Origin of the sequence: uncultured Caulobacter sp. (assembly GCF_937900395.1) — a bacterium.
Lineage (GTDB): Bacteria > Pseudomonadota > Alphaproteobacteria > Caulobacterales > Caulobacteraceae > Caulobacter.
Genome location: NZ_CALCDX010000207.1, coordinates 1 through 14,079 on the forward strand (window position 1 = coordinate 1; position 14,079 = coordinate 14,079).

Annotated in this window: 15 protein-coding genes and 1 riboswitch; of the genes, 3 read left to right on the forward strand and 12 right to left on the reverse strand. The window is 68.2% G+C overall.

Translation table 11 applies throughout. The features are described from left to right. On the forward strand, positions 1–637 hold a 637-nt coding region (locus Q0379_RS18035), incomplete at its 5' end, for an SDR family oxidoreductase (protein ID WP_299014754.1). A gap of 108 nt (positions 638–745) precedes the next feature. Here the strand turns inward: Q0379_RS18035 and Q0379_RS18040 are convergent. Further along, positions 746–1,249: a hypothetical protein gene (locus Q0379_RS18040; RefSeq protein WP_299014757.1), complete on the reverse strand. Its 504-nt coding sequence runs from the start codon at positions 1,247–1,249 to the stop codon at positions 746–748. Positions 1,250–1,352: 103 nt separating this feature from the next. Between Q0379_RS18040 and Q0379_RS18045 the strand changes: the two genes are divergently transcribed. Both Q0379_RS18045 and Q0379_RS18050 read left to right on the forward strand, forming a co-directional pair. Continuing rightward, positions 1,353–1,739: a VOC family protein gene (locus tag Q0379_RS18045; protein WP_299014761.1), complete on the forward strand. Its 387-nt coding sequence runs from the start codon at positions 1,353–1,355 to the stop codon at positions 1,737–1,739. 8 nt (positions 1,740–1,747) lie between these two features. Continuing rightward, positions 1,748–2,791 carry a ThuA domain-containing protein gene (locus Q0379_RS18050; RefSeq protein ID WP_299014764.1) on the forward strand — a complete coding sequence of 348 codons (1,044 nt, stop codon included), beginning with the start codon at positions 1,748–1,750 and terminating at the stop codon, positions 2,789–2,791. Here the strand turns inward: Q0379_RS18050 and Q0379_RS18055 are convergent. The 11 genes from Q0379_RS18055 to Q0379_RS18105 all read right to left on the reverse strand — a co-directional run bounded on the left by Q0379_RS18055 (position 2,746) and on the right by Q0379_RS18105 (position 13,971). Then, the gene (locus tag Q0379_RS18055; protein WP_299014767.1) at positions 2,746–3,333 is read right to left on the reverse strand and encodes a DUF2239 family protein; all 588 of its coding nucleotides are present in this window, start codon (positions 3,331–3,333) and stop codon (positions 2,746–2,748) included. The two genes, Q0379_RS18050 and Q0379_RS18055, sit on opposite strands and share 46 nt — an antisense overlap. Beyond that, the gene (locus Q0379_RS18060; protein ID WP_299014770.1) at positions 3,333–3,668 is read right to left on the reverse strand and encodes a GIY-YIG nuclease family protein; all 336 of its coding nucleotides are present in this window, start codon (positions 3,666–3,668) and stop codon (positions 3,333–3,335) included. The genes Q0379_RS18055 and Q0379_RS18060 overlap by 1 nt, the downstream gene beginning before the upstream one ends. A gap of 63 nt (positions 3,669–3,731) precedes the next feature. Then, positions 3,732–4,118 (reverse strand): hypothetical protein, encoded by a 387-nt coding sequence (locus tag Q0379_RS18065; RefSeq protein ID WP_299014773.1) that lies wholly within the window; start codon positions 4,116–4,118, stop codon positions 3,732–3,734. 100 nt (positions 4,119–4,218) lie between these two features. Beyond that, positions 4,219–6,945, reverse strand: coding sequence for a TonB-dependent receptor (locus Q0379_RS18070; protein WP_299014776.1), 2,727 nt, complete (start codon positions 6,943–6,945; stop codon positions 4,219–4,221). A gap of 273 nt (positions 6,946–7,218) precedes the next feature. Further along, complete coding sequence (locus Q0379_RS18075) at positions 7,219–8,634, reverse strand: S41 family peptidase (RefSeq protein WP_299014779.1); 1,416 nt, start codon at positions 8,632–8,634, stop codon at positions 7,219–7,221. 19 nt (positions 8,635–8,653) lie between these two features. Continuing rightward, positions 8,654–9,724 carry a hypothetical protein gene (locus Q0379_RS18080; protein WP_299014782.1) on the reverse strand — a complete coding sequence of 357 codons (1,071 nt, stop codon included), beginning with the start codon at positions 9,722–9,724 and terminating at the stop codon, positions 8,654–8,656. 66 nt (positions 9,725–9,790) lie between these two features. Further along, the gene (gene thiC, locus Q0379_RS18085; RefSeq protein WP_299014785.1) at positions 9,791–11,629 is read right to left on the reverse strand and encodes a phosphomethylpyrimidine synthase ThiC; all 1,839 of its coding nucleotides are present in this window, start codon (positions 11,627–11,629) and stop codon (positions 9,791–9,793) included. A gap of 73 nt (positions 11,630–11,702) precedes the next feature. Continuing rightward, positions 11,703–11,808, reverse strand: a riboswitch (TPP riboswitch). A 46-nt stretch (positions 11,809–11,854) separates the two neighbouring features. Beyond that, positions 11,855–12,055 carry a hypothetical protein gene (locus tag Q0379_RS18090; RefSeq protein ID WP_299014788.1) on the reverse strand — a complete coding sequence of 67 codons (201 nt, stop codon included), beginning with the start codon at positions 12,053–12,055 and terminating at the stop codon, positions 11,855–11,857. Positions 12,056–12,099: 44 nt separating this feature from the next. Next, positions 12,100–12,948: a neutral zinc metallopeptidase gene (locus Q0379_RS18095; protein ID WP_299014791.1), complete on the reverse strand. Its 849-nt coding sequence runs from the start codon at positions 12,946–12,948 to the stop codon at positions 12,100–12,102. 16 nt (positions 12,949–12,964) lie between these two features. Then, positions 12,965–13,360 (reverse strand): hypothetical protein, encoded by a 396-nt coding sequence (locus Q0379_RS18100; protein WP_299014794.1) that lies wholly within the window; start codon positions 13,358–13,360, stop codon positions 12,965–12,967. A gap of 53 nt (positions 13,361–13,413) precedes the next feature. Continuing rightward, positions 13,414–13,971 (reverse strand): hypothetical protein, encoded by a 558-nt coding sequence (locus tag Q0379_RS18105; RefSeq protein WP_299014796.1) that lies wholly within the window; start codon positions 13,969–13,971, stop codon positions 13,414–13,416. Between the last annotated feature and the right edge of the window lie 108 nt (positions 13,972–14,079).

Here is a 14,079-nt window from a genome sequence, read left to right on the forward strand (position 1 = left end):
TGAGGACAGAGACGCCCAGGAGACGCGCCTGGCCGTCGAGCTGGAAGGCCGCCGCGCCATCCTTTTGCCCGGCGACGTCGCCGATCCCGCCTACGCCCAGGCCGCCGTCGAAAAGACCGTCGAAGCGTTCGGCCGGCTCGACGTGCTGGTCAACAACGCCGCCTTCCAGGAGCACGTCACCGACTTCGAGGACCTGACGGCCGAGCACTTCGACCGCACGCTGAAGACCAACCTCTACGGCTATTTCCACATGGCTAAGGCGGCGGTGAAGCACCTGCCCAAGGGCGGGGCGATCATCAACACGGGCTCGGTCACCGGCCTGCTGGGCAACAAGGACCTGCTGGACTACTCGATGACCAAGGGCGGCATCCACGCCTTCACCCGGTCGCTGGCGACGCATCTGGTCGACAAGGGGATCCGGGTGAACGCCGTTGCGCCGGGTCCCGTCTGGACGCCCCTGAACCCGGCCGACAAGCTGGGTCCGCAGGTCGCCAAGTTCGGCGGCCAGACGCCTATGAAACGCCCGGCCCAGCCCGAGGAGATCGCGCCCGCCTACGTCTTCCTCGCCTCGCCCCAGACCTCCAGCTACATCACCGGCGAAATCCTGCCGATCATCGGCGGATATTCGGGCGGCTAGAGCGTGTTAGGTTTAGTGTGAGCGATTAAACGGCTCGCACGCGCTCTAAATATATGATTTATATCATGTTTATCTGGTTTAGATGGTTCCATCTAAACCAGATAGGCTCTAGTGCGGCCACACCTCGGTCAACACCTTCGCCTGGCCGTCCTTGAGACTGACCTCCATGGACGGCTCGTCCGGCTTGCCGGCGGCGAACAGTTCGTAGATGACCATGCCGTCGGCCTGCCGGCTCTCGATGACGCGGACCGGCGCGATCGCCTTGCCCGACCCGGCGGCGGTGTCGCGAACGATCTTGGGCGCGCTGGCCCAGGCGATGTCGCGTTGGGTCTCGACGATCTCCCAACCGCCGTTCTTCTCCAGCAAGTCGAACTCGATCTCCGAGCCGTCGGGCAGCACGCCCTCAACGTCGTAGTAGCGCCGGTCGGCGCGTTCCTTCAGCTCGGCCTCCTTGATCGTCACGGTCGGCGCGGCGGCCTTGACCACCGCGACCACGGCGGTGGGGATGTCCTTGACGGCGACCTCGGTGACCTTGGTCTTGGGCCCGTCCGCCAGGGCTGGCGGCGGCGACAGCGCCAGAGCCGTCAGGGTCAGGATCAGAGAGCGGTTCATGTCATTTTCCTTGGGGTCCGGAGGGGGGCATGAGGGCCTAACGCGCCAGGACTGACAACAGGCTGACGCGTGCTATGCCTCGACGGCCCATAAGGAGTCGCCCATGGCCCGTCGCGTCGCCCTCGTGTCCCTGCTCGTCGCCGACTATGACGAGGCCATCGCCTTCTATGTCGGCAAGCTGGGCTTCGACCTGATCGAGGATGCCGACATGGGCGGCGGCAAGCGCTGGGTCGTGGTCTCGCCTGGCTCTGACGGGACGAACTTCCTGCTGGCCCGCGCCATCGGCGACCAGGCCGAGGCGATCGGCCGCCAGGGCGGCGGTCGCGTCTGGCTGTTCCTGCACACCGACGACTTCGCCGGCGACCACGCGCGCATGAACGCGGCCGGCGTGAAGTTCTTGGAAGAACCGCGCCACGAAGCCTACGGTACGGTGGCGGTTTTCGAGGACCTGTACGGCAACCGCTGGGATTTGCTGCACCCGGGGGCCTAAAGACCGACATGACGCGCCTGTTCGTTCTCGTCGCGACGCTTCTGGCTTTCGCGCTGCCCGCCTCGGCCGCGCCCAAGGTCGGCAAGATCCGCGTGCTCTATCTCGACCAGTCGGTCGGCTTCGTGCATGCGCCCGTCATGCCGCCCAAGGCCAGCGACGGTCCGACCTTGTCCGAGGTCGCCATGGCCGAGATCGGCGCGCGCTCGGGCGCCTTCAGCGTCCGTTCAACCCGCGACGCCGGCGCGATCACGCCGGAGACGCTGAAGGACATCGACGTCCTGGTGTTCTACACCACCGGCGCCCTGCCCATCGCACCGGCGACCTGGGCCGCCATCCAGGACTGGATCAGGAGCGGCCGGGGCGGCTTCGTCGGGCTGCACAGCGCCACCGACACGGGCTGGCCCTATGACGGCCCCGGCGAGCCCTACACCGCCTTCATCAACGGCAAGTTCGCCGGTCACCCCTGGACGGAAGGCACGCCGATCACCGTCCAGGCGCTGGGCGACGCCCGCGAGCCAATGAACCAGGCCTGGCCGCGCCGCTTCGCCTATGCGGAGGAGATCTACCAGTACGCCGACTACGAGCCAGCGCGCGTCCGGGTGCTGCAGGCGCTGGACTTCAGCGACATGGCGCTGAAGCGGCCGTGGTTCGTGCCGATCACCTGGACGCGCCAGATCGGCCAGGGCCGGCTGTTCTACACCAACCTCGGCCACACGCCGGCGACCTGGAGCGATGCGCGCTATCGCCGGCAGATCGTCGACGCCGTGCGCTGGACCGCCGGCCAGCTGCCGGGCGGCGCGAAGCCCAATCCAGACGAGCAGGCGGTGTGGGCGCTGCGCGCGCTGCTGGCCTATAGCGGTCGCCCCTCGGCTGAGATCGATCAGCGCGCCGCGCGTCTGGCCAAGGCCGATCCGGCTTGGCTCCTCGCCGCGGCGGCGCGAACGGCGGCGCTGCGCCCGCTGTGGCCGATGAAGCCGGACAGCGACCGCGCGCCGTTCGATGCGGCCTATTCGGCTCTGCTGGCCGAGGTGCTGGCCAAGTCGGAGGGCTGATCGGGACCGAACGCCTCGGCGGCATAGGTTCGAAGCTGCGCGGCGATATCGGTCGGCCAAGCCTCGATCCGCGTCTCGAACGCCGTGTCGTCGCCCGCGAACAAGGCCCGCATCGCCTCTTCAAAGCCCGGAAGATCGCCCGCCATGGCCGAGGCGAAACGATAGGTCGCCTCCCGCGCGGCGCGGATCCGGTCCGGCCCCTCGGCGGCGCGGCTGGCCGCCTCGACCAGCTTGCGCAGCGCCACCGAAGCCCCGCCGGGCTGGCTGGCCAGCCAGTCCCAGTGGCGCGGCAGCAGGGTGACCTCGCGGGCGACCACGCCCAGCTTGGGGCGTCCGCGCCCGCGCGGAGCCTCGGCCGGCCCATAGCGCTTTGAGATCTCGTCACGTTCTCCCGTAAGGTCGAAGTCGATTCCGCGACCGTCCGGACCAAACACCAGCACGCCAGGCTGTGACGCCAGCGCATGGGCCGCCAAGGCGGCCTCCACGCGCGTCCCGGACGCCACGCGCTCAGGCCCGTGGAAGACGACGAAACGCTCGTCCATCAGTTCAGCCCCCGCGCGCTCAGCGTCCCGATCCAATGGGCGCGGCGGTCCTTCAGGCGGCTGGCGCGCCCGAAGGCGTCCAGCCCCTCGGCGTCGATAACCTCGATTGGCTCGAAAGCGAAGGCATCCGCGCCGTGCGTGTTCCAGGCCGCCTGCAACGTCGGCTCGCGGTGCGATCCTTGACGCAGGCTGAACCACACGCCGCTCTGTCGCGTGGAGAGGTCGGGAGTCGCGCCGACCCACACCTCGCCGCTCGCCAGACAGCGGACGGCGTACACGCCCGCCTCAACCTTGCGTTCCTTGTATGCGCGCAACAGCGCCTTGCGTCCGGACATGATCGCCTCCTGAACGCAGCTTTTACCCGGATAGAAATCCGCGTCAATATTACCCGGCCTAAATTATGCCGGGATCGGCCGATAGGCGACGTAGCCGCGCTCGACCATGCGGCGCATGGCTTCGTAGACCGAGGTCAGCTCCTCATAGGTGGAGCGCAGATGGTGCAGCCGGGCCACCTGAGCCTCCGTCAGCGTCGCGCCGTGGTCGGTCATCGCCACGGCTTCGGTCACCCAGCGCGCCCGCGCGGTCGACGCCGCGACAGCCAGACGCTGGAACTGCTCGCCCTCCACGCGCGGGACCGAGACGGACAGAACCGCCTTGTTCGAGGCGAAGGCGGTGTAGTCGATCTGTTCTAGATAGCCACGCATGCGACGCTGGACCTGCGGGTCCGTATCCGTAGGTTCGAAGTGGTCGCCCGCACGGCGCGTACTGGATGTCATGATGGACATGACGACCTCCGACCCGGCCGAATCGGCCGCCCAGAAACCCAGGGTGCGACAGACAGCTTAAGGACGTGTTGAGACGCCGATCATCTATCCGAGGCGCACCCTAGAGCAGTTTTCGGAAGCCGATACGCACCGTGCGGCCCAGCGGATCTAAGTAATCGCGCTGGTAAGCCTGCGGCGTTTTGCCGTTCTGGTCTCGCACCGTCTGCTTGGCGTCGAGGATGTTGTCGAAGTTCAACGAAACCTGCGCGCCCTTCAGAATCGGGAAGCGGTCCACGGCCTTCTTCCGCGCCGGGACGCTGAAATTGGCGAAGAAGTTCACGCCCACCGTGGCGAGGTCCGAGAAGTACAGCGTCTGGCCGCCGGTGGCCCCGCCATTGACCCAGGTCGAGTCCTTCAAGGTCCCGTTGAAGCGCATGCCCAGGCCGTCCTTGAAGTAGCCGCCTTGGATCTGGACCTCGTGCCGCGCCTGGCCAGTGCGCGAGTTGATCGCCGAGCCACCCAGCTGGTCCAGGACCGGCAGGCCCTTTCGGATGGTCACCTCATCGGTCAGGCGCCAGGTGTGATAGACCGACAGCTGGAACATGCCCTGGCCCGGCCGCATCAGGCCAGGAGGCGGGCCGCCGAAGCCGCCGCCCGGACCACCGCCAGGACCGCCGGGACCACCGCCCATGCGCATCCCGCCCCCGCCGGGGCCGCCGCCCATGCGTCCGCCGCCTGGCCCAGCCGCGGCGCCGGGCGCCGGTTGGCCGATCGGCTTGAACAGGTTGAAGCCCCAGCGGATGTTCTCGCTCTCGGCGCTGGCGAAGTTCACCGGCCGCGCGTCGATCGCCAGCAGGCGCCCCGTGGCGTCGCGGGTGAAACGCTCGGGGAACGCCCGCTCCAGGTCCGGCGTGATGGCCGGGAACGACGAGATCATGTTCTTGGTCTCGGCGCGGGTGTAGGTCGCGTTGAAGGTCAGCTCGGTCTTGTCGAACGGCTTGAAATTCACGCCCAGCTTCTGCACTTGCCGGTTATCGTTACGCAGCGCCGCATTGCCTCCGTCGGTGCGGGAGATGATGACGGTCTGGCCCGTGGTGAAGTCGAACACGGACACGTTGGGGGTCACGACCAGCGGATCGTTGATCTGGTTGGTCGTCGGCGCGCCTTCCTCGTCGGTGTAGCTGGCGATGAAGCTGATCTTCTTGATCGGCGACCAGTTGAGCCCGCCGCCCAAGGTGGTCAGGCCGCCCAGGTCCGAAAGGTCGTCGTAGCCGAGGTTGAAATTCACCGACAAGTCGCCGGCCTTGGCCAGGAAGTCCTGGCGCGTGCTGGTCAGCGGCAGGTTGAAGCTGCTTTGGAAGCTTTCGGTCGTGCGGGTGATATCGCGCGTGGTCGTCACGCCGGACCGGACGGTCTTGGAATCGAGGCCCTTGCTGTTGGCCCCCACCTTGAACGTCGTCTGCACGGGACCGGCGGGCAGCTGGAACAGGGCGCCGTTCAGCACCAGCTCGGCGCTAGCCGAGGTCGAAACCGAATGCGCGGTGTCGGAGGCGATGGTCTTGTACAGGCTGGCGGGGATCACGCCGAACGGATTGACGGTCGGGTCTCCGGCCGCGATGGCCGCCTGGAAGGCCGAGGCGTCGAGCCCCCTGCCGGTCGTCGTGTCGGTCGCGGTGCGGTCGAAGTCGCCGGTCAGGTTCCAGCGCCAGTCCTTGACCCGGCCGTTAGCGGCCATGCTGACCTGGGTGCGCAGCGTATCGACATCGCGCGACAGGGAGCCCGGAGCGTCGATGTAGCGGTAGCCCGTGACGGCTTGCGAGAACGGCGAGAACGGGCTGCCGGCCGGCAGGGTGAAGCTCACGCCCGGCAGGCCCAGAAGCGCATGGCTGCTGCTGTCTTCCAGGTTGCCGCTGATCGTCAGCTGGGTCTGCTTGTTGAGGTCGCGGCTATAGGCGCCGCGCAGCGTGGCCTTGTCCGACTTGGAGATCAGCGACCGATCACGGGTCAGGTCGTCCGTATTGTAGGTGTTGGCCAGCGCCGCGTAGTCGGCGAGGCTGGCGCGCCCCGTCGCGGCCGAGCTCGGAACGCCGGCGAAGGTCACCGTTCCGCCGGTCAGGCTGGACAGCCCCGCGATGCTGGCGCCGCCGACGCCCGCGATGTTGCCCGTCAGATCATAGGGCTGACCGTTCGGAGACCGCACGATGTCGCGATCCCGCTCCAGCAGATAAGGCTCATGCGACAGCTGGACGTCGACGTTCCAGCGCTTGTCGCCATCGATATGGACGCGGTTGCCGCCTGCGCTGGGCGAGGTGCGGCCGCCGTCGGTCGCCACGGTCGCCGCGGCCTGGGTCTGCAGGGCGTTGTAGTTCTTCTTCAGGATGATGTTCACGACCCGCTGGTCGGCCTTGTAGCCGTAGCTGAGCGCGACCTCCTCGGGCAGGATCTGGAAGCGTTCGATCGCCTCGGGCGGGATGCCCTGGATCTCCTGGAAGCCCGAGATGCGGCGGCCGTTGACCAGAAGCACCGGTCCGCCGCTGCTGTCGCGGCCGCGGGTGCTGGTCGTCTGGGGCGTCAGCATGGTCAGCAGTTCGCCGATGCTGGTCGCGCCAAAGCTCTGGATCTCGGCTTCGTTCAGCTCGATTTCCGGCTTGATGTCGCCCTCGACCTTGCCGCGCGGATCGGCCTGGATCACCAGACCTTCGACCTCGTTGGGACCATCGTCCTTCGGAGTCGCTTGCTTCTGCTCCTCGGCGACCGGAGGCGCGGAGAGCTGCGGGGCGGCCACGGCGGCGTTGGTGGGATCGAGCGCGGCGGCGGCCAGCCCATAGAGAAGCACGGAAAGGGTCATTCGGCCCACGGAAGACGAGTTGCAACCAGGTCGCACCGAATGCGACGCAAACGCTGGGGGTCGCCGCTCCTTACGGGTCAGCGTCCCGCATCGCAACGCCCCCGGGCGTCATCAAAAGACTATGTGTGATAAAGCGCGCACTAGTGTGTCCCGCGCGCGCCTAGCTGGTGGTGAAGCTTTGAAATATGGTCACATTTCGTGCGACCAGACCTCAATAGCCGCAACGATGTTTCAAGATGGAAACAAAGCTTGGACTGAGGCGCCAGGTCGCGCTCAGCGTACGCTTCGTCGAATCTCCGCCATCAGTCCCTGGATAGCCTTGGCGTGCCCGCCCGAGAGATCGTCCTGCGGAAAAAGGACCATCGGCATATCTGGCGCGAGCCCCCTGCCCTCCAGATCCCGGCCATCCGGCGCCTTGTAGAGCTCGCCCGGCAGCGCGAAGGCCCAGCCGTTGGGCAAGGGTTTGGGCAGTTGGTCGGAATAGGCGCCGCGCGTGGCGCCGCCCACCTGCTTCACGTTCGGCAGGGCCTTCATCATCAGGCCGAAGGTCTCGCCGGCGCTGACGGTGATGTCGCTGGTGACCAGATAGACGGGGCCCGTGAAGCGCGGTCCGCTCGCCGGCTCCACCGTCACGGTCTGCGGCGCGGCCTTGGCGCCCACGGCGACCTTGGAATAGGCGACGCGCGGCTGATCGGTGAACCGACCGGCGATAGCGCGACTGATGGTGTCGTAGCCGCCGCGGTTGTTGCTGACGTCGACCACCACGGCCCTGGCCCCGGCGAAGGCGGTCATCGCCTCGTCCAGCACGGCGTCCAGCGGTCGCGGATCGTCCGGCGCGGCGTTGCGGGCGAAGGCGCCCATGGTCACGACGTTCAGATAGCCGACGTCATCGGCTCGGCCCCAGAAGATCCGGTTGTTGGCGGCCTGTCGCCCCTTGCCCGCCAGCACCCTGGTCAGGATCTCGTCGCGATAGGCCTGAAGCCACGCCTTTTCGCTCCCTTCGGGATCGACGGCGTGGACGCGCGCCAAGGTCGGTGGGACGCCGGGCTCCAGGTCGCGCTGGTCGCCGCCGACGACGCCGTGCAGTTCGACGTGCGGATCGTCCAGGCCCGCCATCAACTCAGAGAGGGCCGCCCAGAGCTGGGCGTCGTTCGCTTGAGGACCGACCTTGGCCACGGCGGCCGCGCGCCGCGCGCTCCAGTCCAGGCCGCGCTCGGCGGATCGCGGATAGACCTCGGCGAAGGTGTCGGCGACGAAGGCCGCGACGCGATCGGGAGTCCAGGGCGCCGTAGAAGCGCAGGCGGCGGGCAGGCTCGGGAGGCGGTCGAACAGATAGCGCGTGCTGGCGGGATCGCCGGCCAGGGTGATCGTTCCCTGCCCTTCCGCGCGCCAGACGCCCATGACCCCATCAGGGTCTGGCTCCCGCCGCGGATCGGCGTAGCAAGCGCCGCCGGCCGTCTGGAACAGCTTGCCGCCGTCGGGACCGAATTCGACGATCCAGCCATAGCCCCGGGACTTCCAGACGCCGCGCAGTTCTGACGCGACGGCGCCCTTGCTCTGGACCGGCCAGAAAGGGCTCTCGGCCGAGGCGGGAACGGCGAAGGCGAGAACGGCGGCCGCGGCGGCGAGACTCAGGACTTTCATGGCGCGACGGTGCAGGTCCGCCTTGGCCAAGGCCAGTGAAATCAACGCGGGCGACGCGTTGGTTTTAAGCCAGCACGACCGCCTGGGCCGGTCGGCGCAAGGCGCGCGGCAAGTCCGGCCCATAGCCGAAGCGGACGACGAGGTCGGGGCGCTTGCCCGGCTCGCCCATCCAGGCGGCCATCCGGCGGCGCGTCGGCGGATCCTCGACCGCCTGATTGAGGAAGGCCAGCTTCAGCCCCGCCGCCGTCGCCGTCAGCGCGAAGCGGGTGAAGGCGCGGCCGACGGCGATCCAGCCCTCGGGCGTCTCGCTCGGGCCGGTGAAGATCGCCGCGCCCGCCGAGTCGCGCATCCAGCGGGTGACACGCTCGGCTTCGCCTTTCTTCGTCATGACCAGCGGCAGGAGCCGCTCGCCCAGCCAGCGCGGGGTCGTCAGATTGCCGGAGGCGGCCGCGAACAGGCCATCGCGCCGCGCCAAGGCCTCGGCGGCGTCGAAGCGGATCCAGTCGACGAGCTCGCGCATGAAGGCCGGGTCGGCGAGCTGGGCGCTGTTTCCGGCGACGATCATGTCGGTCAGGTGCTCGCGCTGGTCGGGATCCAGGACCAGACGCAGCCCGACATCTTTTCCCACGGCCGCCTCCAGTCGTCGCAGCGTGGCCGCGTCCGCCGATCGGCTGTCATAGGCGGTGCGGGTGGAGGCGCGGCGCGGGATCGCCTGGAACAGGGCGTCTGGATGGGGCGGCGCGCTGGAGAGGGCGATGCGGACGCCGCCGCCCGGCAGCATCTCCGGCTCGCCCGCCCAGCCGTAGCCGAGCCCCGCCTGGAGCAGGGTCTCGGCCGCGCAGCCCAGGCTGACGAACAGGTGGTGGTCGTCCGGATCGACGACCGGGGTGCGGCGCGAAAAGTCCGGCAAGATCTCGATCGCGCGCGGCTCGACGCGAAAGCGCCAGGGCTGGGTGTTATGCCCGTTCGCCGCCAGGGTCGCGGCGTGGATCAGCGCCATCATCGGGACGCCGCCGCCGCCCAGGTCCGGCAGTCGCCAGAGGTCGTGGACGGCGCGGTCGTAGGAGTTGTCGCCGCCAGAGCATCCCGCGACCAGCAGGGGCGTGGCGGCGATCAGGGCGCGGCGGGTCGGCATGGCGGCGGCTCCGAAAGCTCAAGTCTAGCCGCCGCCCGCCGCATCGCCTTGCGGCGCGTCAAACGCCTATTCGGACTTCAGATAGATCTCCGAGCCCTGCTCCTTGAACTTCTCGCTCATGGCGGCCATGCCGAGCTCCGCCTCGTTCGGGGCCTTGGCGGCCGCGAAGTCGCGGACCTCCTGGCTGATCTTCATCGAGCAGAACTTGGGACCGCACATCGAGCAGAAGTGCGCGGTCTTGTGCGCCTCCTTCGGCAGGGTCTCGTCGTGGAACTTGCGAGCCGTCTCCGGGTCGAGCGCCAGGTTGAACTGGTCCTCCCAGCGGAACTCGAAGCGCGCACGGCTGATGGCGTCGTCCCACATGGCCGCGCCGGGATGGCCCTTGGCGAGGTCGGCGGCGTGGGCGGCCAGCTTGTAGGTGATGACGCCGGTCTTGACGTCGTCGCGGTCCGGCAGGCCCAGGTGCTCCTTGGGCGTGACGTAGCAGAGCATCGCCGTGCCGAACCAGCCGATCATCGCCGCGCCGATGGCCGAGGTGATGTGGTCGTAGCCAGGCGCGATGTCCGTGGTCAACGGGCCGAGGGTGTAGAACGGAGCCTCGTGGCAGTGCTTCAACTGCTCGTCCATGTTGGCCTTGATCTTGTGCATGGCCACGTGGCCCGGCCCTTCGATCATCACCTGGACGCCATGCTTCCAGGCCACCTTGGTCAGCTCGCCCAGGGTGCGCAGCTCGGCGAACTGGGCCTCGTCGTTGGCGTCGGCGGTCGAGCCCGGACGCAGGCCGTCGCCCAGCGAGAACGACACGTCGTAGGCGCGCATGATCTCGCAGATGTCTTCGAAGCGCTCGTAGAGGAAGTTCTCCTTGTGGTGGGCCAGGCACCACTTGGCCATGATCGAGCCGCCGCGCGAGACGATGCCGGTGACGCGCTTGGCCGTCAGCGGCACGAACGGCAGGCGCACGCCGGCGTGGATCGTGAAGTAGTCGACGCCCTGCTCGCACTGCTCGATCAGGGTGTCGCGGAAGACCTCCCAGTTCAGGTCCTCGGCCACGCCGTTGACCTTTTCCAGCGCCTGGTAGATCGGCACCGTGCCGATCGGCACCGAGCTGTTGCGGATGATCCAGTCGCGGATGTTGTGGATGTTGCGGCCGGTCGACAGGTCCATGACCGTGTCGGCGCCCCAGCGGGTGGCCCAGACCAGCTTGTCGACCTCGTCGGCGACGGTCGAGAGCACCGCCGAGTTGCCGATGTTGGCGTTGATCTTGACCAGGAAGTTGCGGCCGATCGCCATCGGCTCAAGCTCGCCGTGGTTGATGTTGGCCGGGATGATGGCGCGGCCGCGGGCCACTTCCTGGCGCACGAACTCCGGCGTCATGAAGTCCGGGATGCTGGCGCCGAAGTCGTCGCCGTCGCGCACGCACGGGGCGTTCTGCTCGCGGCGCAGGTTCTCGCGGATGGCGACATATTCCATCTCGGCCGTGATGATCCCGGCGCGGGCGTATTCCAGCTGGGTGACCAGCTTGCCCGGCTTGGCGCGGTAGATCTTGCGGCCTTGGTCGGGGAATTCCGGGGCCAGGTGCTTGCCCTGGGCGAAGCCGTTGTCCTCGGGCTTCACCTGGCGGGGATCGGTGACGACCTCGACGTCGCCGCGCGCCACGACGAAGGCCTCGCGCGAGCGCGGCAGGCCTTTCTCGATGTCGATGGCGACGGTCGGGTCGGTATAGGGGCCCGACGGATCATAGACCGTGACCGGCGGCTCGTTGGCCGACGGGTGGACCGCCACCTCGCGGAACGGCACGCGCAGGTCCGGGAACAGCTCGCCGGCCTGATAGACCTTGCGCGAGCCGGGGATCGGGCCGGTCGAGATCGTCTCGGCCACGGCCTTGATGGTCGTTTGGATGTTCATTTCGGGCGCTCCTCAAGCTTCCAAGGAGACCCGGACGTGTCGTGCTTGAGTCGGTCTGACGGACGCCATGAAGGCCGCGCCCGCGTTCCCTCCCTTCGCCGGCATGACCCGGATCAGGTTCTACGGGTCAGGGCGAGAGCCCAATCTCAGCCGCGCGCGCGGCCCCCCGGTGAACAGGGGTCCGAAACTAGGCGCGCTGACGCGCAGGTCAAGCGTTGATACCGGTCAAGCGTCGTCGCCGGCCTCGACCACGCCGCGCATGTGCATCAGGACGTCAGGCTGGCCGCGTCCGACCTGGACGAAGCTCTCCGCCAGGGCGCGGGTCGCCTCCTGGAGGTCATAGCGGCCGTCGTTGAACCGCAGGAGGACGCTCTCGATGTAGCGGTCCAGCAGAACCCGGTCTTCGCTCGTGAAGGTCATGGACATGGTCGAACTCTCCCGCTTGCTGCACGACCGCGCGTTGACAGAGATCAAAGGCTCGCGGCCGAGAAGGTGTCGCACGCCGACGGATCGCCCTGGTCGTAGCCGCGGCTGAACCACCGCATGCGCTGGGCGCTCGTGCCGTGGGTGAAGCTGTCGGGCACGACCTGGCCTTGGGTCTGTTTCTGCAGGGTGTCGTCGCCGACGGCGGCGGCGGCGCCGAGGCCATCCTGGATGTCGGAGCGATTGATCACGATCCGCCCGCCCGAGGCGTCCCCGGCGTGCGCGGCCCAGACGCCGGCGTAGCAGTCGGCCTGCAGCTCCAGCCTCACCGAGCCGCTTTCCTCGCCCCGCGCGGCCAGGCGGCGGGCCTGCTGATCCGCGCCCAGCAGGTGCTGGACGTGGTGGCCGATCTCGTGACTGACCACATAGGCGCGCGCGAACTCGCCCTTGGCGCCGAAGCGGCCCTCCAGCTCCCGCCAGAACGACAGGTCCAGATAGACCTTCTGGTCGGCCGGACAATAGAACGGCCCCATGGCCGACTGCCCCGTGCCGCACCCGGTTCCGGTGGCCTCCTTGTAGAGCACGATGGCTTCGGGCGGTCGGTAGTCCACGCCTTCACGCTGGAAGATCGGCGTCCAGACCTCGCGGTTGGAGGTCTCGATCACGTCGATGAACTGACCCTCCCGATCAGAAACCTCACCTCGGACGCCCTGTTGTTGTGAGGGCTGCTGCAGCCCCTGGGCGACATCCATCGTCGTGCGCGGATCGATGCCGAACACGAAATAGCCGATCGCGGCCAGGACCACCGCGCCAATGCCGCCGCCGGCGATTCCCACCGGCCCCAGACCGCGCCGATCCTCGATGTTGCCGGACCGACGGCCGCCTTCCCACTCCATCAAAACCTCTTTGTCTTCAGCGTTTCGGTTCGCTCGCGGGCCGGATGGCGCGCATGCGGGCGTTGCTCTGGGCCAGGGCTTCCTGGGTCAGTTGGTCGATGCGGCTCATGGCGTTGGCGCGCTCGGCTTCGCGTCGGACGGGATCATCCACGGGCCGCGCCGGTGGGATCACGATCGAGGGCGCGTTGAGGGTGGAGTTGGTCCGCTGCTGCTCCAGACCGCGCAGTAAGCTGTCGGTCCGGGCGCGCTCCTGAGCATTGGAGGCTTCGATCTGGCTGGCCAGGAGGTCGCGCCGGACGTCTTCCAGCGCGTGGGCGGCGGCGTTGCGCGCCTCGATCTCGCGCAGGCTCTGGGCCTGGACGTTCCCGCCCAGAGCCGCGAGGCAAACCGACAGGCAAAGGACGTTCCGCACGCGACGCGCCGCTCCTCAAGTTGGAACGGCCCGTCGCGCCGCTCAGGCGCGGATCAGGGCCGTTTGACGGTGAAACGCGCCAGTTCGGTCTTCGGCGCCGCCCAATCGGGATTAAGCTCCGCCGCCTTGGCGTAGTCGAGATAGGCCGCGCGCAGGTTGCCGAGACCTTCATTGGCCAGAGCGCGGTTGTAGAGGGCGCGCTCGGGGTCCTTGACGCCCAGCGACAGGCCCTTGTCGATCTGGGCCACGCCCTCCTGATAGCGCGCTTCGCCGACCAGGGTCGCCCCCCGGTTCACATAGGCTTCGCCCAGGCTGGGATCGATGCTCGACGCCTGGTCGAAGTCTGCGCGCGCCGCCGCGAACTGATGCTGGCGCATCTGCAGCACCCCGCGGTTCACATAGGTGCGGGCGCGGTCGCGGAAGTTCAGGTTCTCCAGTTCCAGCGCGGTGGTGCAGGCCAGCACGGCGCGGTCGTCGGACCGTCCCTTGAGCGCGGCGTCGGAGCATTCGTTGGCCGAGCCGCCGCCGATGATGAGGGTCGAAGCGCCGGCCGCGCCGGCGAACAGGAAAGCCGCCGCGCTTAGCGCGACGTACGGAATCATCCGGGTCATGTCTTCCTCCGTGGAGCCGGTCGTTTGAGCGCCGGTTCTCAAGGATTGATCATACCACCAAGGGGCCCGCGGGGGCGCCACCTAATCGTCGCGGCGCGCGCCAGTCGT

What these genes read in the sequence shown, in the direction of transcription:
- Q0379_RS18040 (WP_299014757.1), bottom strand. Translation starts at nt 1,249, where the DNA reads ATGAACCGCTCTCTGATCCTGACCCTGACGGCTCTGGCGCTGTCGCCG.
- Q0379_RS18045 (WP_299014761.1), top strand. Translation starts at nt 1,353, where the DNA reads ATGGCCCGTCGCGTCGCCCTCGTGTCCCTGCTCGTCGCCGACTATGAC.
- Q0379_RS18050 (WP_299014764.1), top strand. Translation starts at nt 1,748, where the DNA reads ATGACGCGCCTGTTCGTTCTCGTCGCGACGCTTCTGGCTTTCGCGCTG.
- Q0379_RS18055 (WP_299014767.1), bottom strand. Translation starts at nt 3,333, where the DNA reads ATGGACGAGCGTTTCGTCGTCTTCCACGGGCCTGAGCGCGTGGCGTCC.
- Q0379_RS18060 (WP_299014770.1), bottom strand. Translation starts at nt 3,668, where the DNA reads ATGTCCGGACGCAAGGCGCTGTTGCGCGCATACAAGGAACGCAAGGTT.
- Q0379_RS18065 (WP_299014773.1), bottom strand. Translation starts at nt 4,118, where the DNA reads ATGTCCATCATGACATCCAGTACGCGCCGTGCGGGCGACCACTTCGAA.
- Q0379_RS18070 (WP_299014776.1), bottom strand. Translation starts at nt 6,945, where the DNA reads ATGACCCTTTCCGTGCTTCTCTATGGGCTGGCCGCCGCCGCGCTCGAT.
- Q0379_RS18080 (WP_299014782.1), bottom strand. Translation starts at nt 9,724, where the DNA reads ATGCCGACCCGCCGCGCCCTGATCGCCGCCACGCCCCTGCTGGTCGCG.
- thiC (WP_299014785.1), bottom strand. Translation starts at nt 11,629, where the DNA reads ATGAACATCCAAACGACCATCAAGGCCGTGGCCGAGACGATCTCGACC.
- Q0379_RS18090 (WP_299014788.1), bottom strand. Translation starts at nt 12,055, where the DNA reads ATGTCCATGACCTTCACGAGCGAAGACCGGGTTCTGCTGGACCGCTAC.
- Q0379_RS18095 (WP_299014791.1), bottom strand. Translation starts at nt 12,948, where the DNA reads ATGGAGTGGGAAGGCGGCCGTCGGTCCGGCAACATCGAGGATCGGCGC.
- Q0379_RS18105 (WP_299014796.1), bottom strand. Translation starts at nt 13,971, where the DNA reads ATGACCCGGATGATTCCGTACGTCGCGCTAAGCGCGGCGGCTTTCCTG.